The 23,104-nt window shown below is 53.4% G+C and carries 18 protein-coding genes; 5 read left to right on the forward strand and 13 right to left on the reverse strand.

Annotation, left to right across the window (positions count from 1 at the left end):
* The 5 genes from KQJ18_RS24605 to acnB all read right to left on the reverse strand — a co-directional run.
* A partial coding sequence (locus KQJ18_RS24605; protein ID WP_346014720.1) for a hypothetical protein occupies positions 1 to 69 on the reverse strand: 69 nt, incomplete at its 3' end.
* A complete protein-coding gene (locus tag KQJ18_RS03790) occupies positions 59 to 1,330 on the reverse strand; it encodes a D-threonate kinase (RefSeq protein ID WP_216421440.1) in 1,272 nt (423 codons plus the stop codon). The genes KQJ18_RS03790 and KQJ18_RS24605, both read right to left, overlap by 11 nt.
* Positions 1,327 to 2,280, reverse strand: a complete 954-nt coding sequence (locus KQJ18_RS03795; protein WP_038637287.1) for a 2-keto-3-deoxygluconate permease 1 — start codon at positions 2,278 to 2,280, stop codon at positions 1,327 to 1,329. Before KQJ18_RS03795 ends, KQJ18_RS03790 begins: the two co-directional genes overlap by 4 nt.
* Positions 2,281 to 2,461: 181 nt before the next feature.
* Positions 2,462 to 2,824, reverse strand: coding sequence for a protein YacL (gene yacL, locus KQJ18_RS03800; RefSeq protein WP_038637284.1), 363 nt, complete (start codon positions 2,822 to 2,824; stop codon positions 2,462 to 2,464).
* A 174-nt stretch (positions 2,825 to 2,998) separates the two neighbouring features.
* Positions 2,999 to 5,596: a bifunctional aconitate hydratase 2/2-methylisocitrate dehydratase gene (acnB, locus tag KQJ18_RS03805; RefSeq protein WP_216421441.1), complete on the reverse strand. Its 2,598-nt coding sequence runs from the start codon at positions 5,594 to 5,596 to the stop codon at positions 2,999 to 3,001.
* A gap of 448 nt (positions 5,597 to 6,044) precedes the next feature.
* On the opposite strand from acnB, the gene KQJ18_RS03810 reads away from it, so the two are divergent.
* Positions 6,045 to 7,646, forward strand: a complete 1,602-nt coding sequence (locus KQJ18_RS03810) for a DUF3300 domain-containing protein (RefSeq protein ID WP_216421442.1) — start codon at positions 6,045 to 6,047, stop codon at positions 7,644 to 7,646.
* 10 nt (positions 7,647 to 7,656) lie between these two features.
* On the forward strand, positions 7,657 to 8,451 hold the full coding sequence (locus KQJ18_RS03815; RefSeq protein WP_216421444.1) for a DUF2950 family protein: 795 nt from the start codon (positions 7,657 to 7,659) through the stop codon (positions 8,449 to 8,451).
* A 61-nt stretch (positions 8,452 to 8,512) separates the two neighbouring features.
* Here KQJ18_RS03815 and traT read toward each other — a convergent pair whose 3' ends face one another.
* The 6 genes from traT to pdhR form a co-directional block, all read right to left on the reverse strand.
* Positions 8,513 to 9,244, reverse strand: a complete 732-nt coding sequence (gene traT / locus KQJ18_RS03820; protein ID WP_038637274.1) for a conjugal transfer complement resistance protein TraT — start codon at positions 9,242 to 9,244, stop codon at positions 8,513 to 8,515.
* 208 nt (positions 9,245 to 9,452) lie between these two features.
* Complete coding sequence (locus KQJ18_RS03825; RefSeq protein WP_137351405.1) at positions 9,453 to 9,737, reverse strand: hypothetical protein; 285 nt, start codon at positions 9,735 to 9,737, stop codon at positions 9,453 to 9,455.
* A 269-nt stretch (positions 9,738 to 10,006) separates the two neighbouring features.
* Positions 10,007 to 11,431 (reverse strand): dihydrolipoyl dehydrogenase, encoded by a 1,425-nt coding sequence (gene lpdA, locus KQJ18_RS03830; RefSeq protein WP_003018686.1) that lies wholly within the window; start codon positions 11,429 to 11,431, stop codon positions 10,007 to 10,009.
* A 175-nt stretch (positions 11,432 to 11,606) separates the two neighbouring features.
* Positions 11,607 to 13,499, reverse strand: a complete 1,893-nt coding sequence (gene aceF, locus KQJ18_RS03835) for a pyruvate dehydrogenase complex dihydrolipoyllysine-residue acetyltransferase (RefSeq protein ID WP_216421447.1) — start codon at positions 13,497 to 13,499, stop codon at positions 11,607 to 11,609.
* A 14-nt stretch (positions 13,500 to 13,513) separates the two neighbouring features.
* On the reverse strand, positions 13,514 to 16,177 hold the full coding sequence (gene aceE, locus KQJ18_RS03840) for a pyruvate dehydrogenase (acetyl-transferring), homodimeric type (RefSeq protein WP_038637266.1): 2,664 nt from the start codon (positions 16,175 to 16,177) through the stop codon (positions 13,514 to 13,516).
* A 162-nt stretch (positions 16,178 to 16,339) separates the two neighbouring features.
* Entirely contained in the window at positions 16,340 to 17,104 is a 765-nt protein-coding gene (pdhR, locus tag KQJ18_RS03845) for a pyruvate dehydrogenase complex transcriptional repressor PdhR (protein ID WP_003018699.1), read from the reverse strand.
* Between the two features lie 565 nt (positions 17,105 to 17,669).
* Here pdhR and aroP point away from each other — a divergent pair.
* From aroP to KQJ18_RS03860, 3 genes are all read left to right on the forward strand, one after another.
* A complete protein-coding gene (aroP, locus tag KQJ18_RS03850) occupies positions 17,670 to 19,043 on the forward strand; it encodes an aromatic amino acid transporter AroP (RefSeq protein ID WP_087857667.1) in 1,374 nt (457 codons plus the stop codon).
* Between the two features lie 157 nt (positions 19,044 to 19,200).
* Positions 19,201 to 20,607, forward strand: a complete 1,407-nt coding sequence (locus KQJ18_RS03855) for an MFS transporter (protein WP_042312300.1) — start codon at positions 19,201 to 19,203, stop codon at positions 20,605 to 20,607.
* The gene (locus tag KQJ18_RS03860; protein ID WP_216421449.1) at positions 20,607 to 21,557 is read left to right on the forward strand and encodes a family 43 glycosylhydrolase; all 951 of its coding nucleotides are present in this window, start codon (positions 20,607 to 20,609) and stop codon (positions 21,555 to 21,557) included. The genes KQJ18_RS03855 and KQJ18_RS03860 overlap by 1 nt, the downstream gene beginning before the upstream one ends.
* Before the next feature lie 91 nt (positions 21,558 to 21,648).
* Here the strand turns inward: KQJ18_RS03860 and ampE are convergent, their stop codons facing one another.
* Both ampE and ampD read right to left on the reverse strand, forming a co-directional pair.
* Positions 21,649 to 22,503: a beta-lactamase regulator AmpE gene (ampE, locus tag KQJ18_RS03865; RefSeq protein WP_087857666.1), complete on the reverse strand. Its 855-nt coding sequence runs from the start codon at positions 22,501 to 22,503 to the stop codon at positions 21,649 to 21,651.
* Positions 22,500 to 23,063: a 1,6-anhydro-N-acetylmuramyl-L-alanine amidase AmpD gene (gene ampD, locus KQJ18_RS03870; RefSeq protein ID WP_038637254.1), complete on the reverse strand. Its 564-nt coding sequence runs from the start codon at positions 23,061 to 23,063 to the stop codon at positions 22,500 to 22,502. The genes ampE and ampD overlap by 4 nt, the downstream gene beginning before the upstream one ends.
* Positions 23,064 to 23,104: the final 41 nt, after the last annotated feature.

Here is a 23,104-nt window from a genome sequence, read left to right on the forward strand (position 1 = left end):
TTTAACAATAATTTCCGGACCAATCCCCGCCGGATCTCCCATCGTAATCGCAATAGTTTTAGTTACCACGGTACATCTCCTCAATAAAATAAAGCGCATCACAAAGGGTCGTGTCGGAACCGAATCCACCCGCTTTGGTGATCACTGGCAAGTCATCAATCTCGCTGTTCACAAATGTTCCACACGGAATACAGGGGGCAACCTCACTTTGAATGCGATACCCTTCTGCCCCCAGCGCACTGGCGACCGCCGTAGCAATATCGCCTCCGGTCAGGAACAAACCGCCGATACGCGCCCGCTCAATAATCCGCAATGTTATCTCTCCAAGACGCCGACTCAGCAGCTCTCCCAACTGTTGCCGGCTCATCCCCAGGTTGGCGCACAGCGAGTCGATCATATTCCGGTCTTCTGCACGCCGACTGGTGCGCAAGATCGTGTGCTGTTGCTGGCTCAACTGCGCGCAAGCCTGTTCAACAACAGAGGCCATTTCCTGCTCAAATGACGATGCAGACAATCGCGCGGCATCGATTTCAACCACCGTTGCCCGGCCCTGGCACAACGCTTTTTCCACCTGACGTCGCGTTGCTTCGCTCATTGAGCCCGCCACGACCAGCACCGGTAATGCCTGCTTTTCTTGCATAAACGTTCCGGCAGGTAAGGCATTGGCAAGCCCTGCCGCCCCAACCAATAACGGCATCTGTTTTTGTTCGCAGACTGCGTGCGCGATTAGCGACAGATCTCGCTCTTCCACTGCATCCACAACCACCATGCATTCGCCTTCTGTCGCAAAAGCGCGAAGCAGCGCACTTAAGCTTCCCCGACGCACATCCGATAGCGACACCTCATGTACCGGGATATCGCTTTGCAACGCAATCAGCTCAGCAATACGAGAAGAGTGAATGGGTGTTTTTGGATCGCTGGCAAATTCCGTCTCTAACAGCGGCACGCCATGTACCAGACATAATCCACCCTGCGTGGTACGCCCGGCAGCAGGGATCGCTGCCGCAATCACGGCCAGCGTCCGACCAGCAGCACGCATCGCTGAGGTGACTTCGGCCCCGACATTGCCCCGGAAAGTAGAGTCGATTTTTTTGTATACCAGCGGTGTTACCGCTTCTTCACACCATGGCGCTAACGCCTGTTGTACAGCTGCAGCGGCCTGCATTGCAGGCATCGCCCGACTTTCGGTGTTGATGACCAGAACATCGGCGCGACGAGAGGGTTTCTGCGCAGGTGTGAGCATGACCTCCGTACGTGCGCCTTTTTTCGCCAACTGTACGCCGGTATCGTTAGACCCCGTAAAATCATCGGCGATAACGATCATTTTCATGCTTTGTTCTCCTGAACTGCCTGGCGCGCCTGCTTTTTCGCCACCCACGACGTAAGAATTGGCGTCAGAATAGCTGTCGTGATGACTGACGCTGCGATCAACGGCGCAGCCGCAGCAGCAACCTCTGCCAGCGATGGATCGGCTTGTGCTATCGCCAACGGCGTCGCCACCGCGTTCCCTGCAGTACTGGATGCAGCAGCGCCAGCAATACCACTCCCTCCGACGAGACGGTCGGCGCGAATGTTAAAGAAGCCGCCAACAAAGGTGGTCAGCACCCCCAACAGAATGCCCGCCAGACCGCCCTGCAGCAGCATTTCCAGGTTAATACCGGCCCCAAGCGCAAAGGCAAAGAAAGGAATGAGCAACGGACCGCCTTTGGTCAGGAAGTCACGCATATTGGCATCGAGGTTACCGAGGATCATACCTACCACCAGCGGTACCAAAACCGCCACCAGCGCCATGATAGGAATATTTGCCATACCCGCCGCGCCCAATGCGATCATGGTAAAGAAAGGCCCATCATTCAGCGACAAGATAGAGATCGCACCGACATCACGTTCGTTGCCAAACTCCCCCACCAGCGCCGCATAAAGCCCGCCATTGGAGTTACTCATTGCCGCAATAATGGCGACACCGCTTAAGCCAAAGATACCTTCCGCGCCAAACAGATGTTCAACCCCGAGGCCAATCGCGATGGCGACAAGTAATTTTGTCAGCGTAATCGTACCGCCTTGTAACAAAGCTTGTGGCGCCGCCTTTACGCTAATCCCTGCGCCCATGCAGAGCAGGAACGCGCCAATTAGAGGAGCTGCGCCATTTTTAAATAAAGCAGTGGTGAATCCACCAATCTGCAACGCCTGCGGGGCAAAAGTGTTGATAATGGCACCGATAACCAACGGCACAACCATCATGCCGCCGGGTACACGTTCTATTGCCTTCTTGATGTTCATGGTCTTCCCGCCTGTTGTTATGTTGTGATTAAATAAAATCATAACGATTATATTCAATCAAAATAAAAGCGCAAACGCGGCAGATCACAGTTTAATAATGATCAATAAAAATCAAATAATCATTTTTGTGAAAAAAAAAGCCGGGTTCGTCTCACCCGGCTTGATTGATATCTGAAATTTCTCAGGATTGATGGACAAATTCACGGTACGCCGCGACCACTTGCAGAAAATCCTCTACGCCGCAGAGCGAAAAGCTCTCTTCGTCGTAGTAGCTCATCCCCTCTTCCATTTCATCGCCTGAAAACTCAAGCTGATTGGCGCGAATCATCACCTCTTCGCCATCCAGCCAGAGCGTGTATTCATGCCCTGCTCGCTGCCAGGAGCGCTCACTGCCCTTAACCGCACGCGCCGCCTGTTCCACTTCATCAAGTAAGGCCAGGTTCTCTTTCACTTCTTCATTAAACCAGTGCCCCACCACCTCGTGGCCCATGGACATACGCACTTTTACCACTCCGGTAATATCGCGCAGAAATTCGTAATCCATAATGTCTTCCTCTGCTCCCGGCAATGCGCCAATACCGCATTGCGCCTTGCTGTAATTATCGCAGCAGCGCGGCAGAAAAAAAGCGTAGCGGGTATAAGGAATAGAAATAAAAATGCCCGGAGAAGCAGACTCCTCCGGGCATTGATGCGTTTTTACACAAAATGCGTTAGCGCATTAGACTGCGGTCTGGAAAATCACGCCGTCCGCTTTCTCGGTGTACTGAGAAAGCTGGTCGAAGTTCAGATAACGGTAGGTATCCACCGCCGTCTTATCCACCTGCGCCACATAGGTCTGATACTCTTCCGCTGTAGGCAGTTTGCCAATCAGCGCCGCAACCGCCGCCAGCTCAGCAGAAGCCAGATAGACGTTTGCCCCGGTACCTAAACGGTTCGGGAAGTTACGGGTAGAGGTCGATACCACCGTTGCGCCGTCAGCCACACGCGCCTGGTTACCCATACACAGGGAACAGCCAGGGATCTCAATACGCGCGCCGCTCTTACCAAACACGCTGTAGTAGCCTTCTTCGGTCAGTTGCGCCGCGTCCATACGGGTCGGCGGAGCCACCCACAGGCGCGTCGGCAGTTGGCCTTTGTGCGCATCCAGCAGCTTACCAGCGGCGCGGAAGTGGCCGATGTTGGTCATGCAGGAACCGATGAACACTTCGTCGATCTTCTCGCCCTGCACGTCGGACAGCAAACGCGCATCGTCCGGATCGTTCGGCGCACACAGGATCGGCTCTTTGATATCCGCCAGATCGATGTCGATCACCGCCGCGTATTCCGCGTCAGCATCGGCTTCCAGCAACTGCGGATCCGCCAACCATTTTTCCATGCCCTGCACGCGACGTTCCAGCGTACGACGATCGCCGTAGCCTTCTGCAATCATCCACTTCAGCAGCACGATGTTGGAGGTCAGGTACTCGATAATCGGTTCTTTGTTCAGCTTGATGGTACAACCGGCCGCGGAACGCTCGGCGGAAGCATCGGTCAGTTCAAACGCCTGCTCGACTTTCAGATCCGGCAGACCTTCAATTTCCAGGATGCGGCCAGAGAAGATGTTTTTCTTCCCTTTCTTCTCCACGGTCAGCAGGCCCTGTTTAATTGCATACAGCGGGATGGCGTGTACCAGATCGCGCAGAGTGATGCCCGGCTGCATTTTGCCTTTGAAGCGCACCAGCACGGATTCCGGCATATCCAGCGGCATCACGCCGGTCGCGGCAGCAAACGCCACCAGACCAGAGCCCGCCGGGAAGGAAATACCAATCGGGAAACGGGTATGGGAGTCACCGCCAGTACCGACGGTATCCGGCAGCAGCATGCGGTTCAGCCAGGAGTGGATAACGCCGTCGCCCGGACGCAGCGACACACCGCCGCGGTTCATGATGAAGTCTGGCAGCGTGTGGTGCGTGTTCACGTCCACCGGCTTCGGATACGCCGCAGTGTGACAGAAGGACTGCATCACCAGGTCAGAAGAGAAGCCCAGACACGCCAGGTCTTTTAGTTCGTCACGGGTCATCGGGCCAGTGGTATCCTGGGAACCCACGGAAGTCATCTTCGGTTCGCAGTACGCGCCCGGACGGATACCTTTCACACCGCAGGCGCGGCCAACCATTTTCTGCGCCAGAGAGAAGCCGCGGCTGCTTTCCGCCACGTCTTTCGCCTGACGGAAAACGTCTGAGTGCGGCAGACCCAGCGCTTCACGCGCTTTGGTGGTCAGGCCACGACCGATAATCAGCGGGATACGGCCGCCGGCGCGGACTTCGTCGATCAGCACGTCGGTTTTCAGTTCAAATGTCGCCAGCAGCTCACCGGTTTCGTGGTTGCGCACTTCACCGCTGTAAGGGTAAACATCAATCACGTCGCCCATGTTCATGTTCGACACGTCGACTTCAATCGGCAGCGCACCCGCATCTTCCATGGTGTTGAAGAAGATAGGCGCAATTTTGCCGCCGAGGCACAGACCGCCGCCGCGCTTGTTCGGCACATGCGGGATATCATCGCCCATGAACCACAGTACGGAGTTGGTCGCCGATTTACGGGAGGAACCGGTGCCGACAACATCACCGACGTAGGCCAGCGGGTAGCCTTTTTTCTGTAATGCTTCGATTTGTTTGATCGGGCCAACGACGCCCGGCTGATCCGGGTCAATGCCTTCACGGGCGTTTTTCAGCATCGCCAGGGCGTGCAGAGGGATATCCGGGCGGGACCAGGCATCCGGGGCCGGAGAGAGGTCATCGGTGTTGGTTTCACCCGTCACTTTAAAGACGGTAACGGTGATTTTTTCAGCAAGCTGAGGACGATTCAGGAACCATTCGGCATCAGCCCAGGACTGCATTACCTGCTTCGCATATTCGTTGCCCGCTTTGGCTTTTTCTTCTACATCGTAGAAGTTATCGAACATCAGCAGCGTTGAAGAGAGCGCTTTGGCAGCAATCGGTGCCAGTTTTGCGTCGTCCAGCGCATCGATCAGCGGATGAATGTTGTAACCACCCTGCATGGTGCCCAGCAGTTCAATGGCTTTTTCTGGCGTGACCAGTGGGGAGGTGGTGTCGCCTTTCGCGACAGCAGCGAGAAAACCGGCTTTAACATATGCGGCTTCATCTACGCCAGGAGGAACGCGGTTGATCACCAGGTCTAACAGGAATTCTTCTTCGCCCACAGGCGGGGTCTTCAGCAGCTCGACAAGTGCGGCCATTTGGGTTGCGTCTAAAGGTTTGGGCACAATCCCCTGGGCAGCACGCTCAGCTACGTGCTTACGGTATTCTTCTAGCACGACGATATCTCCTCGCTCTCATTGTCATAATGCGGCGCTTTTGTTGATGGGCGATTCTCTTCACGCTCCTGTGAGACAGTAGTTAGTAGGGTAAATGCCCGGTACCGCATAAGGCACAATAACAGGATTTTCTTTAAGTGTTAATCTGTTTACAAAAAAGCAACATAAAAAATTGGCTGAATCGTTAAGAATGGTGTAGCGGCGAGGCGGGACGCATTTCAGAGGGATAAAGAGCGCCGTAAAGCGGTTGATTTTCAAGCGTGACGCGCTGAATTTTCCAGCGTTTTTTTAGCCATCAGATATAATTGTGTAATAAATACTCACACTCTTTTTCCGGACCTGCCGGCTGAATCCCCAATAAAAGTCAAAACTGTCAAACACGGGTGCATGATACTCGCGGCAACAGGAACGCCTCACGGCACAGCGCTTGTCTCGTTGGAGTCATTTTATGAAGTTGCCATTAAAGCCACATCTGCTTGTTCTTCTGTGCAGTGCCGGGTTGTTTGCCGCCTCTGGCGTGATGTTCGTTAAAAGTCGCGTAACGGAGCCCGCTGCGCCGGCCCCCGCCGCACAACAACCTTCAACGCCGGCACCAGCTCCCGTAGCGGCCCCTGCTCCCGTTGACCAACCTGCGCCTGCTGCCGCGCCGACATACTCGGCTGCGCAAATCGATCAGTGGGTGGCACCTATCGCGCTCTATCCGGATTCACTGCTGTCACAAATTTTGATGGCCTCAACCTATCCGGCTAACGTCATCCAGGCTGCGCAGTGGTCAAAAGATAATCCCAAAATGCAGGGCGATGCCGCCATTCAGGCCGTTGCTGGTCAACCCTGGGATCCCAGCGTGAAATCGCTGGTTGCCTTTCCACAGTTAATGTCACTGATGGGTGAAAATCCGCCGTGGGTACAAAGCCTGGGTGACGCTTTCCTTGCGCAACCGAAAGACGTCATGGACTCCGTACAACGCCTGCGCGCGCTGGCGCAACAAACCGGGGCGTTGCAATCGACACCGCAACAGACCGTCACTACTGTGACAAAAGCGGCACCGGCTAAAACCGTCACCAGCGAGTCAACAACCAGTTCTACTACCACGACCGCCACGACAAGCCCAACGATTATCAAAATTGAATCCGCCGATCCACAGGTGGTGTACGTCCCCACCTATAACCCGAACACGGTTTATGGCACCTGGCCCAATACCGCCTATCCGCCAACCTATCTGCCGCCAACGCCCGGCGAGCAGTTTGGCAACAGCTTCGTGAACGGTTTAGGCTTCAGCCTCGGTGTTGCCACAACCTATGCCATCTTCAGCAACATCGACTGGGATGATGACGATGACTGGGACCACCATCATCACGATGACTGGGATAACCATGGAGGGTATAACCGCAACGGCGATAACAACATCAATATCAACGTTGATAACTTCAATAAAATCAGCGGACAACGGCTAACCGACGCCAACCGTAACTGGCAGCACAACCCGGCCTACCGCGAGGGTGTGCCGTACCCTAATAGCCAGCTCAATAACCGCTTTCATTCCACTAATACGGCAACGGGCTTAAGCTCAACCCAGCAACGACCGGTCAACCGTGATAGCCAGCGTCAGGCAGCCCTGAGCCAGATGGAAAAATCAACGGGGAAAACATTCCCGCAAACGGCGCGTACGGGCACGAGAGACGCCCAGCGTCAGGCATCCAGTCAACAACTGAAGCAAATTTCTCAGCGTAATAACTACCGCGGTTACGATACCAAACCGCAAACGGCGCAACGGGCAAACACTCAGCAGCGTGAAAATCGCCAGGCTGCCGCCCAGCGCCAGGAGAAACGGATCACGCAACCGGCGCAGCAACGCAATATACAGCAACATAATTTTCAACAACGGACCAGCCAGCCGCGCGCCAATGCGCTGAGCGGCAATGACAGTCGCTCCGCCAGCTGGCAGGCGCAGCAGCAGCGAGGGGCCCAAAGCAGGCAGTTCGCCCGCAACCAGCCATCTCGCCAGCTATCCGGCGGTCGTGCTGAACACCGTGAATTCCGTCATCGTTAAGGGAACCGACATGAAAAATAAACTACTCAGTGGAATGGTGTTGTTCATGGTTTCGGCCACCGCGATGGCGCAGCAATCCTTCAGCACGCCAGACCAGGCCACCGATGCGCTGGCAAACGCTATTAATGAGCAAAATGAAAGTGCGATGAACAACCTGCTCGGGGAAAACTGGCGCGAGTTTCTGCCGCCGGAAGGCGTCGATCCTGATGCGGTTGATCGCTTCCTGCGCGACTGGAAGGTTCGCCATAACACCGTTGTCGACGGTAATACCGCGCATCTGGTGGTGGGGGACAGCGACTGGCAACTGCCGATCCCGGTGGTTAAAACCACCTCTGGCTGGCAATTTGATATTAAGGAAGCGGCCGAAGAGATCCTGACCCGAGAGATTGGGCGCAACGAACTCGCTGCCATCGAGGCGTTACATGCCTACGTCGATGCTCAGCAAAGCTACTTTGCGATGAACCAGACGTACGCACAAAAGATTGTCAGCTCTGAAGGGAAAAAAGATGGTCTGTACTGGCCCGTTTCACCCGGTGAAGCACCTAGCCCGCTTGGACCAGCCTTCAGTCCGCAGGAACCCGGTACAGGCTATCACGGTTATCATTTCCGTATTCTTCCCGACAAAACCAGCGGCTTTGCGATGGTTGCCTGGCCCGTTAGCTACGATCATACTGGCGTGATGAGCTTTATGGTCAACGGTGATGACCAGGTCTATCAGGCGGATCTTGGCGAGGAGTCGCAGCAAAAAGCACAGGCGTTAACCGCCTACCACCTGGATAAAACCTGGCAGCCTGTCGCACCCTGAATCCCCAGAGTCGAAGGATGAGTTGCCGGGTAAGCGTAGTCCCCCGGCAACTCGCAACAAATTACAGGATGTTAGCGACAGATTTCGCCAGTTGCGCTTCCAGCACCGGCTTCGCTTCTTCGAACTTCAGGTTTACCTTATTCGCATTTGAAACAACACGAGTCTGGTATTTTGCGCGATCGCCCTGCGCAGTGCTGGTTTGCAGCTTGATGCCGGACGTCCCCTGACGCAGCGCGGCAACGTTATCTGTTGTCACTTTCGCTTTGCTGCGCTCGGAGATTTGCAGGTCTGTGACCATGGTGTAGTTTACGTCTTCCACCATCGCATCCGCAGCCATACCGATCAGTCCCGCTGCCAGGCCAACGCCCAGCGCCGCGCCGGAGGAGTTACTGTTATAGGCGGTAATCCCCGCGCCTAAAGCTGCCCCCATCGCCGCGCCTTCATAACCGGTCTTCAGGAAGCCCTGAGCTTCGCGCAGATCCATTTTGTCCGCTTTCAGTACGTTCGCCTGCACCCAGTAGTAAGCGTTATCCGGCGAACTGGTCACTTTATAGCCCTTAGCCGACAGGTCATTTGCCAGCAGGGTTTGCAGATTGCTCATGTCTTTATCGGAAGTGTTTTTCACCTGAATGTAGACGGTCTTCTCGCTGGAAGGCTCCAGCCAGATGGTCTCACTCATCTGCGTTTTCACTTCAAGATTACGTTTTTTAACGGCGGTGGTCATGGCGCCACACCCGGTCAGGGTCATTGTCGCGACAACCATGCCAACAACCGCGATTTTTTTTAAAGACATGTTTTTTCCTTTTTTCGTGTAATAAAGAGTCCAGAGCCTCTTAAGCGCGCGGCCAGTAGCCACACAATGGCGAAAAAAGTATCGGCAGTTGCGCAATTTTTTTTAGCGGAAATATCAATAAGATGACTACCAGAACTGGTAGTTTGGGATTGGCGTCATTGCCCAGACGCTCACGTCAGCGAAGATGTGTCTGACGTGAGCGGGAGAGTTAATTCTGATGCGGCATTAATTCAGGATAACCTTTAAACGCTGGCTTAGTGCTGGTAAGTGCTACTTCGTCAGCCCGAATGCTGCCAGAGTTTGTTGCCCATACACCTTCCTGTGTCTGGCTAATCTGCTGATGCTGCGCATTCAAATTTTGTCCCATTGCCGCAATATGCGTGCTTTCGGTACCACCGCTGTTGGTAGCCCATGGGATGACGGCATCCTGCGCCAGCGCCATGCCGGAAATAAACACGGTAGTCATTACTGCTGCTTTGAAAAAACGTTTCATCATTTCCCCTCTCAATTTGTTATCACGCTATTAGTTTAGAGGGTTATTAGTTTCATCTAATGACAAGATAAGGTGATTTATTTCTTGTGAAACAGGAAGTTGATTTGGAATGCCGATTTCATGCGGTTCGGGCGTATCGTGCAGTACGGGAAAAAACATTTTCTGGCAATTCGGCTATTCACCTTAATTTTTGCCAAATTTTGACACTATTTTGTAACAAACACATAAAAAAAGCGGCCATTCAGCCGCTTTTTATCATTTTGGAAAAATTACTTTTTCTTCGCTTTCGGGTTCGGCAGGTCGGTGATGCTACCTTCGAACACTTCGGCAGCCAGACCGACGGACTCGTGCAGCGTCGGGTGCGCGTGGATGGTCAGCGCGATGTCTTCAGCGTCACAACCCATTTCGATCGCCAGACCGATTTCACCCAGCAGCTCGCCGCCGTTGGTACCGACAATCGCCCCACCGATCACACGGTGAGATTCTTTGTCGAAAATCAGTTTGGTCATACCGTCTGCGCAGTCAGAAGCGATAGCACGGCCCGAAGCAGCCCACGGGAAGGTGGCGGTTTCGTAGCTGATGCCTTTTTCTTTCGCTTCTTTCTCAGTCAGGCCAACCCATGCAACTTCTGGTTCAGTGTACGCGATGGATGGGATAACTTTCGGATCGAAGTAGTGTTTCTTACCGGCGATAACTTCAGCGGCAACGTGACCTTCGTGAACACCTTTATGCGCCAGCATCGGCTGACCGACGATATCGCCGATAGCAAAGATGTGCGGCACGTTGGTGCGCAGCTGTTTGTCAACGCGGATGAAGCCACGGTCGTCAACTTCCACGCCAGCTTTGCCCGCATCGAGGTTTTTGCCGTTCGGTACACGACCGATAGCCACCAGCACGGCATCGTAACGCTGTGCTTCAGCAGGCGCTTTTTTGCCTTCCATGGAAACGTAGATACCGTCTTCTTTCGCTTCAACGGCGGTCACTTTGGTTTCCAGCATCAGGTTGAATTTCTTGCTGATGCGCTTGGTGAAGACTTTAACCACGTCTTTATCGGCAGCCGGGATAACCTGATCGAACATTTCAACTACGTCGATCTCTGAACCCAGCGCATGGTACACGGTACCCATTTCCAGACCGATGATACCGCCGCCCATAACCAGCAGGCGCTTAGGAACCGTTTTCAGTTCCAGCGCGTCAGTGGAGTCCCACACGCGCGGATCTTCATGCGGAATGAACGGCAGTTCGATCGGACGGGAACCCGCCGCGATGATCGCGTTGTCAAAGTTGATCACGGTTTTGCCGTTTTCGCCTTCAACTTCCAGGGTGTTCGCCCCGGTAAATTTACCCAGACCGTTAACCACTTTCACTTTACGGCCTTTAGCCATACCAGCCAGACCGCCGGTCAGTTGAGTGATAACTTTTTCTTTCCAGGTACGAATCTTGTCGATATCGGTTTTCGGCTCGCCAAAAACGATACCGTGTTCAGCCAACGCTTTGGCTTCTTCGATAACTTTAGCTACGTGCAGCAGCGCTTTAGAAGGGATACAGCCGACGTTCAGACAAACACCGCCGAGGGTGCTGTAACGTTCTACGATGACGGTCTCCAGACCTAAATCTGCGCAACGGAAGGCAGCAGAGTAACCTGCAGGGCCTGCCCCAAGTACCACGACCTGAGTTTTGATTTCAGTGCTCATCATGACCTCTTAATTTATACCCGTCGTCCACCGGGTCGTTCTATCCGCCCGTATTTTACAAAATTGTTAACAATTTTGAAACAACAAACGGCAACCGATTTGTCTTTCGCACAATAACCTCACTGACTTCATGAGATTACCAGAAAAAAGCCGGCCGTCGGGCCGGCTTTTTCGCTTACATCACCAGGCGGCGAATGTCAGACAGCATGTTGTTGATGATGGTGATAAAGCGCGCACCATCCGCACCGTCGATTACGCGGTGGTCAAAGGAGAGCGAAATCGGCATCATCAGACGCGGCATAAACTCTTTACCGTTCCACACTGGCTCCATTGCGGACTTGGAGACACCGAGGATCGCCACTTCCGGCGCGTTAACAATCGGCGCGAAGTGGGTAGTACCCAGGCCACCGATGCTGGAGATGGTGAAGCAACCGCCCTGCATTTCGCCAGCAGTCAGCTTGCCATCACGCGCTTTTTTGGAGATGGTGGTCAGCTCACGGGACAGCTCGGTAATGCTCTTCTTGTTCACGTCTTTGAAGACCGGAACAACCAGACCATTCGGCGTATCAACCGCAACACCGATGTTGATGTATTTCTTCAGGGTCAGACGCTGACCATCTTCGGACAGAGAGCTGTTGAAGCGCGGCATCTGTTCCAGAGCGGCGGCAACGGCTTTCATGATGAAGACCACTGGGGTGAATTTCACGTCCAGTTTACGTTTTTCAGCTTCGGCGTTCTGCTGTTTACGGAACGCTTCCAGATCGGTGATATCGGTCTTATCAAAGTGCGTAACGTGCGGGATCATCACCCAGTTACGGCTCAGGTTCGCCCCAGAAATTTTCTGGATACGGCCCAGTTCCACTTCTTCGATTTCACCAAACTTGCTGAAGTCCACTTTCGGCCAGGGCAGCATGCCCGGGATACCGCCGCCAGCAGATGCTGCCGGTGCAGACTCGGCGCGTTTAACCGCGTCTTTCACGTAAGCCTGAACGTCTTCACGCAGGATACGACCTTTACGACCGGTACCTTTCACTTTCGCCAGGTTCACACCAAACTCGCGCGCCAGGCGGCGAATCAGCGGAGTCGCGTGGACGTAAGCGTCGTTTTCAGCGAAGTCAGATTTACCTTCCGCTTTTGCAGCTGGAGCTGCTGGCTTCTCAGTTTTCGCCGCAGGAGCCGGAGCCGCCGCTTCTTGTTTAGCCGGAGCGGCCGCAGGCGCTGCGCCTTCAACTTCGAAGACCATAATCAGAGAACCGGTTTTCACTTTGTCGCCGGTGCTGATTTTGATTTCTTTCACGGTGCCCGCGAACGGCGCCGGAACTTCCATTGACGCTTTGTCGCCTTCAACGGTGATCAGTGATTGTTCAGCGGCAATTTTATCGCCCACTTTAACCATCACTTCAGTGACTTCAACTTCATCACCACCGATGTCCGGCACGTTAACTTCTTTCGAGCCAGAGGCTGCCGGAGCCGGAGCTGCTGCTGGAGCCGCTTCAGCTTTCGCCGGGGCAGCCGCACCAGCTTCGCCTGCTACTTCAAAGATCATAATCAGGGAGCCGGTAGACACTTTGTCGCCAGTGCTGATTTTGATTTCTTTCACGGTGCCTGCGAACGGCGCCGGAACTTCCATAGAGGCTTTGTCGCCTTCAACGGTGATCAGAGACTGCTCAGCCGCAACGGTGTCGCCCACTTTAACCATTACTTCGGTCACTTCGACTTCGTCGCCGCCGATGTCCGGTACGTGTACTTCTTTCGCCGCTGCCGCAGCAGGTGCTGCTGCCGGAGCCGCTTCTTTCTTCTCTTCTGCCGGAGCAGGTGCAGCAGCTGCTGCACCGTCGGCGGAATCGAAAATCATGATCAGTTTGCCGGTCTCAGTTTTATCGCCAACAGAGACTTTGATCTCTTTAACGATACCAGCCTGAGGAGACGGAACTTCCATAGAGGCTTTGTCGCCTTCTACGGTGATCAGCGACTGTTCAGCTTCAACTTTGTCGCCCACTTTGACCAGGATCTCGGTGATTTCAACTTCATCAGCCCCGATGTCCGGTACATTGATTTCGATAGCCATTATTCTTTTACCTCTTACGCCAGACGCGGGTTAACTTTATCTGCATCGATGTTGAATTTGGTGATTGCGTCAGCAACCACTTTCTTATCGATTTCGCCACGTTTAGCCAGTTCGCCCAGGGCCGCTACAACCACGTAGGAAGCATCAACTTCGAAGTGGTGACGCAGGTTTTCACGGCTGTCAGAGCGACCGAAGCCGTCAGTACCCAGTACGCGGTAATCATCAGCCGGTACATAAGTACGAACCTGTTCGGCAAACAGTTTCATATAGTCAGTAGATGCTACTGCCGGTGCGTCGTTCATTACCTGAGCGATGTACGGAACGCGCGGCGTTTCCATCGGGTGCAGCATGTTCCAGCGCTCACAATCCTGGCCATCACGCGCCAGTTCAGTGAAGGAGGTTACGCTGTACACGTCAGAACCCACACCGTAATCGTTCGCCAGGATCTGGGCAGCTTCACGCACGTGACGCAGGATAGAACCGGAGCCCAGCAGCTGAACTTTACCTTTCTTACCTTCGAGGGTTTCGAGTTTGTAGATACCTTTACGGATACCTTCCTCGGCGCCTGCTGGCATTGCCGGCATGTGGTAGTTTTCGTTCAGGGTGGTGATGTAGTAGTAAACGTTCTCTTGTTTCTCACCGTACATACGCTCCAGACCATCGTGCATGATGACCGCAACTTCGTACGCGTAAGACGGATCGTAAGAGATACAGTTCGGGATAGTCAGAGACTGAATATGGCTGTGACCATCTTCGTGCTGCAGACCTTCGCCGTTCAGCGTAGTACGACCGGAAGTACCACCAATCAGGAAGCCGCGAGCCTGCTGGTCGCCTGCCTGCCAGCACAGGTCGCCGATACGCTGGAACCCGAACATGGAGTAGTAGATGTAGAACGGAATCATCGGCAGATCGTTGGTGCTGTAAGAAGTCGCAGCAGCCAGCCAGGATGCGCCGGCACCCAGTTCGTTGATACCTTCCTGCAGGATCTGACCTTTCTCGTCTTCTTTATAGTAAGCAACCTGCTCACGGTCCTGCGGGGTGTACTGCTGGCCGTTCGGGCTGTAGATACCGATCTGACGGAACAGACCTTCCATACCGAAAGTACGCGCTTCGTCAGCGATGATCGGAACCAGACGATCTTTGATCGACTTGTTCTTCAGCATCACGTTCAGGGCACGAACGAACGCGATAGTGGTGGAGATTTCTTTGTTCTGCTCTTCCAGCAGCGCACCGAAGTCTTCCAGAGCCGGCAGTTCCAGCTTCTCGGTGAAGTTCGGCTGACGAGCAGGCAGGTAGCCGTGCAGTTTCTGACGCTGGGCGTGCAGATAAGTGTGCTCTTCAGAACCTTCCGGGAAGGTGATGTAAGACAGGTTTTCAACCTGCTCATCGGTCACTGGAACGTTGAAACGGTCGCGGATATAACGCACGCCGTCCATGTTCATTTTCTTAACCTGGTGAGCGATGTTTTTACCTTCGGCGGTGTCACCCATGCCGTAACCTTTAATGGTATGGGCGAGGATTACAGTTGCTTTGCCTTTGGTTTCCTGCGCTTTTTTCAGTGCAGCGTAGACTTTCTTCGGATCGTGACCACCACGGTTCAGAGCCCAAATCTGCTCATCGGTCCAGTCAGCAACCAGGGCTGCGGTTTCCGGGTATTTACCGAAGAAGTGCTCACGTACGTATGCGCCATCTTTGGATTTGAAGGTCTGGTAGTCGCCGTCAACGGTTTCGTTCATCAGTTGGATCAGTTTACCGCTGGTGTCTTTACGCAGCAGCTCATCCCAACGACCGCCCCACATGACTTTGATAACGTTCCAGCCAGCACCTGCAAAGATGCCTTCCAGTTCGTTAACAATCTTGCCGTTACCGGTGACCGGGCCGTCAAGACGCTGCAGGTTACAGTTGATAACAAAGACCAGGTTGTCCAGTTTTTCACGGGTCGCGATAGTGATCGCACCTTTAGATTCTGGCTCATCCATCTCGCCGTCGCCGAGGAAGGCGTAAACGGTTTGTTTAGAGGTATCTTTCAGGCCACGGTGTTCCAGATATTTCAGGAATTTAGCCTGGTAGATAGCACCGATTGGGCCCAGACCCATAGAAACGGTCGGGAACTGCCAGAATTCCGGCATCAGTTTCGGGTGCGGGTAGGAAGACAGGCCTTTGCCGTGAACTTCCTGGCGGAAGTTGTTCATCTGCTCTTCGGTCAGACGACCTTCCAGGAATGCGCGTGCGTAGATACCCGGAGAGATGTGACCCTGGAAGTATACCAGGTCGCCGCCATCCTGCTCGTTGCGTGCACGGAAGAAGTGGTTGAAGCAAACATCATATACCGTTGCGGAGGACTGGAAGGATGCCATGTGGCCACCCAGCTCAAGGTCCTTTTTAGACGCACGCAGTACGGTCATGATGGCGTTCCAGCGGATAGCAGAACGGATACGACGTTCCAGATCCAGATTACCCGGGTATTCCGGCTCATCTTCAACGGCAATAGTGTTGACATAATTGCTGGCCCCTGCACCTGCCGCTACTTTCACGCCGCCTTTGCGCGCTTCTGAAAGCAGTTGGTCGATCAGATACTGAGCACGCTCAACACCTTCTTCACGGATGACCGATTCGATCGCCTGTAGCCAGTCGCGAGTTTCGATCGGATCCACGTCATTTGGGAAACGTTCTGACATGGGGGTATTCCTTATCTATCTAATACGTTGAGTTATCTGGAACCTGTCCCATTACGTTCTCGCCAGAGAGCGTAATAAGACAGGTTCTGCGTTTAGTTGCCGCGCTTTTAGTTCGCGCTTGATTTACAACATCTTCTGGTTAACGTTCTGCCAGAAAAATCACTAATTCTTTCGTTGCTCCAGACGGCGTAAGGCGCGTTCTCGACGGCTTTCCTCACGGCTTCTGTCCAGTAAAATCTCTTCGATAAACGCCAGGTGACGGTGAGACGCTTCACGCGCCTCTTCAGGTTTCCCGGCGATGATTGCTTCGAAGATACGGGTACGATGACTGCTTACCAGCGGCAGCATCTCGCGACGCGCATACAGCAATTCGAAGTTTTGCCGAACATTCTGGGCCAGCATCGGCTCCATACACCTTAGCAGATGGAGCAGCACCACATTGTGTGCGGCTTCGGTGACAGCAATTTGATACTGGAGTACGGCATCGGATTCGCCGTCCAGATCGCCGGACTGTTGCGCAAGCTCGATCGCATGGTGGAGTTCACGGATACGCGTTTTGTCTTCATCCGTGCTACGTAATGCAGCGTAATAGGCTGCAATACCTTCCAACGCATGGCGCGTCTCAAGCAGGTCAAACTGGGATTCAGGATGGTCAGAGAGCAGCTCTACCAGTGGGTCGCTAAAGCTTTGCCACAGGCTGCTCTGTACAAAAGTGCCGCCGCCCTGACGACGAAGCAGTAACCCCTTCGCTTCAAGGCGTTGGATCGCCTCGCGTAAGGAGGGGCGGGAGACGTCGAACTGTTTTGCCAGCTCGCGTTCCGGTGGGAGTTTTTCTCCGGGGCGAAGTGTCCCCTCAAGAATTAAAAACTCCAGCTGCTGCTCAATCACATCGGAGAGTTTTGGTTGGCGGATTTTGCTGTAGGCCATGATTTCCTGTCTTAAGCCATTTGCCCGGAGTCAATTGGTCTTACCAATTTCATGTTCTTGACGCTAAAGTAACAAAGTATTCACCTTCTGTCCATACAGGTTTTGATTGAAATCAGTAAAGGAGGCATATTTTAACAACATTACAGAAATAACGTTTCAAACATGTAACTATGCACAAATGTTAAATTTACCCACCACGGGGTAGTTTTAACCTAATTTAAACGAAAAAATATATTATCTGAACCGATTCACCCACTTAATTATCGAGTTAATAAGCAAAATTTATGAATAAAAATTCATAATGGAAATTTTGTGGTAGTTAAACTCGCATTTACAAATGGTTTCTTTTTATTCAACTCGTCAACACCCTCGCATAAAGCAGGTGCATTCGCGCCCGCATAACATTATTCTGTTAAAGACAAAAGTATTTAGGCAACATTTCCTTATTGGCATCTGTAAACAAATTAATACAACAAACGGAATTGCAAACTTACACACGCATTGCTGCGTAGTTCAAAAAATAAGTACTCGAAATTATGAAGAGTAAAACCACACACGAGGTTTAATGATGGAAAGTCAACCGCATGGCGATCAGCTCAAGCGCGGCCTTAAAAACCGCCATATACAGCTAATCGCGCTGGGTGGCGCGATTGGTACCGGGTTATTCCTCGGTAGCGCATCCGTTATCCAGTCTGCAGGACCGGGGATTATCCTGGGTTACGCTATTGCCGGCTTTATCGCCTTTTTGATCATGCGCCAGCTCGGTGAAATGGTCGTTGAAGAGCCGGTTGCAGGCTCCTTTAGCCACTTTGCCTATAAATACTGGGGCGGTTTCGCGGGTTTCTCTTCCGGCTGGAACTATTGGGTACTGTACGTTTTGGTTGCCATGGCAGAGCTAACTGCCGTAGGTAAATACATTCAGTTCTGGTATCCGGAGATCCCAACCTGGGTTTCTGCGGCGGCCTTCTTCGTGCTGATCAACGCCATCAACCTGACCAACGTGAAGGTGTTTGGCGAGATGGAGTTCTGGTTTGCCATTATTAAAGTCATCGCCGTAGTCGCCATGATCCTGTTCGGCGGCTGGCTGCTGTTTAGCGGCAACGGCGGCCCACAGGCCACCGTCAGCAACTTGTGGAGCCAGGGGGGATTCCTGCCGCACGGCTTCACCGGTCTGGTGATGATGATGGCGATTATCATGTTCTCCTTTGGTGGGCTGGAACTGGTCGGCATCACCGCGGCAGAAGCCGATAACCCGGAGCAAAGCATTCCCAAAGCGACTAACCAGGTTATCTACCGTATCCTGATTTTCTATGTCGGTTCGCTGGCGGTTCTGCTTTCCCTGATGCCGTGGACGCGCGTCACCGCTGATACCAGCCCGTTTGTCCTTATTTTCCACGAGCTGGGCGACACCTTTGTTGCCAATGCGCTGAACATCGTGGTGTTGACCGCCGCCCTTTCTGTCTATAACAGCTGCGTATACTGCAACAGTCGTATGCTGTTCGGTCTGGCGCAGCAGGGTAATGCGCCGAAAGCGCTGATGAACGTCGACAAACGCGGCGTACCGGTGAACACTATTCTGGTCTCTGCGCTGGTAACGGCTCTGTGCGTGCTGATCAACTATCTGGCGCCGGAATCCGCCTTTGGCCTGCTGATGGCATTGGTGGTTTCCGCCCTGGTGATCAACTGGGCGATGATCAGCCTGGCGCACATGAAGTTCCGCAAAGCCAAACAGCAGCAGGGCGTAACCACTCGCTTCCCGGCGCTGTTCTACCCGCTGGGTAATTGGGTATGCCTGCTGTTCATGGCCGCAGTGCTGGTGATTATGCTGATGACGCCGGGCATGGCGATCTCGGTGTACTTAATCCCGGTATGGATTGGTATTCTTGGCATCGGCTATCTGTGCAAGCAGAAAACGGCCCGCGCGGTTAAAGCGCATTAAACCTCCCTCCCCCACCTGGACCAGGTGGGGGTTGTTACCTGCCTCACACTTTCCCACTCACGACTGTTTCGTCCATATCAGCGGCGTTATCCTGCAACGTAAAAACACCGGTACCAGACAATAATTCTCTCCATATCTCATTAATGGAGTGCAGTTGATGGAAACCAGTAAGCTCACGGTGAAAGAAAAGATCGGCTATGGAATGGGCGACGCCGGATGCAACATCATCTTTGGCGCCATCATGTTGTTTGTTAACTATTTTTACACCGATATTTTTGGTCTTGCGCCTGCCCTGGTCGGCGTATTACTGCTCTCAGTACGCGTTATCGATGCCGTTACCGACCCTATAATGGGCGCGATGGCCGACCGCACACGCAGTAAATATGGTCGATTTCGTCCATGGCTTTTGTGGATGGCTTTCCCTTACGCATTATTCAGCGTGCTTATGTTTACCACCCCTGAGTGGACGTATAACAGCAAGGTTATCTATGCCTTCGTCACCTACTTCCTGCTCTCCATTACCTATACGGCGATCAACATTCCCTACTGCTCGCTCGGCAGCGTTATCACCAACGATCCCAAGGAACGCGTCGCCTGCCAGTCATATCGCTTTGTATTGGTAGGAATCGCAACCCTGCTGCTCTCCCTTACCCTGCTGCCGATGGCCGACTGGTTTGGCGGGGAAGACAAAGCTAAAGGGTATCAGATGGCGATGGCGGTACTCGCCTTCATCGGCATGTGTATGTTCCTGTTTTGCTTTGCATCAGTCCGTGAACGCGTTCGCCCCGCCGTGCAGACTAACGACGATTTAAAAGCCGACCTGAAAGACGTGTGGAAGAACGACCAGTGGGTAAAAATCCTGCTGTTAACCCTGTGCAACGTCTGCCCGGGCTTTATTCGCATGGCCGCCACCATGTACTACGTTACGTGGGTTATGCAACAAAGCACGCAGTTCGCCACGTTGTTTATCAGCCTCGGCGTCGTCGGCATGATGATCGGCAGCATGCTGGCGAAGGTATTAACCGATCGCTGGTGCAAACTGAAGGTGTTCTTCTGGACCAACATCATCCTGGCGATTTTCTCCGCTGCATTTTATTTCTTCGACCCGAAAGCCACCATGATGATTATGGTGCTCTACTTCCTGCTCAACATCCTGCATCAGATCCCTTCCCCGCTGCACTGGTCGTTGATGGCGGATGTCGATGACTACGGCGAGTGGAAAACCGGTAAGCGCATCACCGGGATCAGTTTCTCCGGTAACCTGTTTTTCCTCAAGCTGGGCCTGGCAATTGCCGGGGCGATGGTAGGCTTCCTGCTCTCCTGGTACGGCTACGACGCAGGGGCGAAAGCGCAAAGCGACTCCGCCATTAACGGTATTATGCTGCTGTTCACCATCATACCTGGTGTAGGTTATCTGATTACCGCAGGCGTGGTTCGCCTGCTAAAAGTTGACCGCGAGTTTATGCAGCAAATCCAGACCGATCTGGAAAAACGCCGTACCAACTACCGTGAACTCAATGAATACCACGATATAAAAACGACTGAACCCGTAAGGAAAGCCTAATGAAACAGTGGCCAAATCCCTTTATCGAACAACGCGCCGATCCGTTTATCTTACGCGACGGTAGCCACTACTATTTCATTGCGTCAGTGCCAGAATATGACCGACTGGAGATTCGTCGGGCCGACTCTCTGGAGGGATTGCGCTCCGCCACTCCCGTTGTCGTCTGGCGTAAGCCGGAAAGTGGTCCTATGAGCCAACTCATCTGGGCGCCGGAACTTCATCATCTGGCGGGCAAGTGGTACATCTATTTTGCCGCTACCCATACTCAGGCGCTTGATAAGCTGGGGATGTTCCAGCACCGCATGTTTGCCTTGGAGTGCGCAGACGCCGATCCGCTGACCGGCAAGTGGACAGAGAAAGGCCAGATTAAAACGCAGTTTGATACCTTCGCCCTGGACGCCACCACCTTTAATCATCAGGGGAAACAGTGGTATTTGTGGGCACAGAAATCGCCAGATATCGCCGGAAATTCCAATATTTATCTCGCAGAGCTGGAAAACCCATGGACGATTAAAGGCGAGCCAGTCATGCTCAGCCATCCTGAGTATGACTGGGAATGCCGAGGTTTCTGGGTCAACGAGGGTCCGGCAGTCATGTTGCATGGCGACAAGCTGTTTATCAGCTATTCGGCCAGCGCCACCGATGATAATTACTGTATGGGGTTACTGTGGATTGGCCTCAACGACGATCCGCTCACCCCGCAGAACTGGCATAAATCACCGCGCCCGGTCTTTACCACCAGCTATGAAAATCGCCAGTATGGACCGGGACACAACAGTTTTACGCAAACGCCGGATGGTGAAGATGTACTGGTGTACCACGCGAGAAATTACACCGAGATTGAAGGCGATCCGTTGTACGATCCAAACCGCCATACGCGTCTGAAACTGGTGCGCTGGGACGAAAACGGGATGCCCGATTTTGGCATCCCGCCTGCTGATACGATCTAAGCCGTTGCACTGCCCGGTGGCGCTAATGCTTACCGGGCCTACACGTTTTCCATTCCAGGCCGGATAAGCATTAGCGCCATCCGGCACAACGCTACACTAATGTGCCATAAATGGTGAGCAACGCGATAATCACCACCACCACAAAAGAGGTCTTCTTCGCCATTGAAACAGCCGCTTTTGGCGTTTCGACTTTATCAGTATGCGGTTCACGCGCCAGAGAGAACTGCGCCAGACGCGTTAACACCTGATATTGCGAAGTATGCAGATCCGCCAGTGAGGCAAACCAGGCCGGCAACGCTTTCTCGCCGTGTCCCAGCAACGCATAGACTACGCCAGCCAAACGAACCGGGATCCAGTCCAGCACATGCAGGATCGCATCAATACCCGATTGCAGACGCTGATGCGGCGTCTGATAGCGCGCCAGCCAGGACTGCCAGGCGCGTAAAAAGGCATAACCAACCAGCGTCACCGGTCCCCAAGGACCACCAACAATCAACCAGAATAACGGCGCCAGATAAAAGCGGAAGTTGTTCCATAACAACGCGTTCTGCAGCTCGCGCAAGAACTCGCGCTCATCGCAATCCGGCGGAACCCCATGTATAAGCGTCAGCTCGCTGGCCATCGCCTCACGAGCATGTGTGTCATCGCGAGCGGCCGCCTGCAAATAGGCATGATAGTGGAGACGCGCCTTGCCTGCGCCGATGCACAGCAAGCCAATTAAGATCCATGCCACCAGCAACGGAACGTTAAACAGCAGCCCATGAACCGCGCGCAGCAGCAGGAATGTCAGCCCCATTGCAATCAGGGTCATGCCCACCGTACGCATCATCGAGAAGTGCTTAATTCTGCGGAAAAAAGCTTCCACCCGATGATCAAGCTGCCAGTGCTCACCCAGCTTAAACAGGCGTTCAACAATCAACACCAGTAATGTTGTAAACAACGTCATGTCATCTCCTTGTGCGACGAGGGGGTGACCAGGGCGCGAAATTTTGCCCAGTCAAAAGACGGCCCGGGATCGGTCTTACGTTCGGGGGCAATATTACAGTGTCCAGTCATATTGTTGGCAATGGCCGGATAACGCGTAATCAGTGCATTCGTCACGGCGGCCAGTTGCTTATACTGTGCATCGGTATAGGCCAGCGTATCCGTTCCTTCCAGCTCAATACCAATTGAAAAATCATTACAGCGCTCACGCCCCTGATAATTTGACACGCCCGCATGCCAGGCGCGTTTATCAAAAGGGACGTACTGCACAATCTCACCATCACGGCGGATCAAACAATGCGCTGAGACGCGCAAATGGGCGATCTCAGCAAAAAAAGGATGGGCCTTGGGATCAATCGTGCCGGTAAATAACGCGTCTATCCACGGGCCGCCAAACTCGCCGGGCGGCAGACTGATATTATGCACCACCAGTAGAGAAGGGGTTTCGTCATCCGGGCGGCAATCGTAATGAGGAGAGGGAACGCGTCGCGCCTCTGCCAGCCAGCCCTCGTCTAACAACATGCAGAATCTCCTTATTGGTGGTGCTCATACCAGGTTCAGGG

Origin of the sequence: Citrobacter sp. S55_ASV_140 (assembly GCF_018919505.1) — a bacterium.
Classification (GTDB): Bacteria; Pseudomonadota; Gammaproteobacteria; order Enterobacterales; family Enterobacteriaceae; genus Citrobacter; species Citrobacter werkmanii.

Bases quoted from the DNA above. Each gene is read 5' to 3' on its own strand.
- lpdA (WP_003018686.1), bottom strand. From the start codon at position 11,431: ATGAGCACTGAAATCAAAACTCAGGTCGTGGTACTTGGGGCAGGCCCT.
- traT (WP_038637274.1), bottom strand. From the start codon at position 9,244: ATGTCTTTAAAAAAAATCGCGGTTGTTGGCATGGTTGTCGCGACAATG.
- aceF (WP_216421447.1), bottom strand. From the start codon at position 13,499: ATGGCTATCGAAATCAATGTACCGGACATCGGGGCTGATGAAGTTGAA.
- KQJ18_RS03855 (WP_042312300.1), top strand. From the start codon at position 19,201: ATGGAAACCAGTAAGCTCACGGTGAAAGAAAAGATCGGCTATGGAATG.
- ampE (WP_087857666.1), bottom strand. From the start codon at position 22,503: ATGACGTTGTTTACAACATTACTGGTGTTGATTGTTGAACGCCTGTTT.
- KQJ18_RS03860 (WP_216421449.1), top strand. From the start codon at position 20,607: ATGAAACAGTGGCCAAATCCCTTTATCGAACAACGCGCCGATCCGTTT.
- KQJ18_RS03825 (WP_137351405.1), bottom strand. From the start codon at position 9,737: ATGAAACGTTTTTTCAAAGCAGCAGTAATGACTACCGTGTTTATTTCC.
- yacL (WP_038637284.1), bottom strand. From the start codon at position 2,824: ATGGATTACGAATTTCTGCGCGATATTACCGGAGTGGTAAAAGTGCGT.
- ampD (WP_038637254.1), bottom strand. From the start codon at position 23,063: ATGTTGTTAGACGAGGGCTGGCTGGCAGAGGCGCGACGCGTTCCCTCT.
- aroP (WP_087857667.1), top strand. From the start codon at position 17,670: ATGATGGAAAGTCAACCGCATGGCGATCAGCTCAAGCGCGGCCTTAAA.
- KQJ18_RS03790 (WP_216421440.1), bottom strand. From the start codon at position 1,330: ATGAAAATGATCGTTATCGCCGATGATTTTACGGGGTCTAACGATACC.
- pdhR (WP_003018699.1), bottom strand. From the start codon at position 17,104: ATGGCCTACAGCAAAATCCGCCAACCAAAACTCTCCGATGTGATTGAG.
- KQJ18_RS03795 (WP_038637287.1), bottom strand. From the start codon at position 2,280: ATGAACATCAAGAAGGCAATAGAACGTGTACCCGGCGGCATGATGGTT.
- KQJ18_RS03815 (WP_216421444.1), top strand. From the start codon at position 7,657: ATGAAAAATAAACTACTCAGTGGAATGGTGTTGTTCATGGTTTCGGCC.
- KQJ18_RS03810 (WP_216421442.1), top strand. From the start codon at position 6,045: ATGAAGTTGCCATTAAAGCCACATCTGCTTGTTCTTCTGTGCAGTGCC.
- aceE (WP_038637266.1), bottom strand. From the start codon at position 16,177: ATGTCAGAACGTTTCCCAAATGACGTGGATCCGATCGAAACTCGCGAC.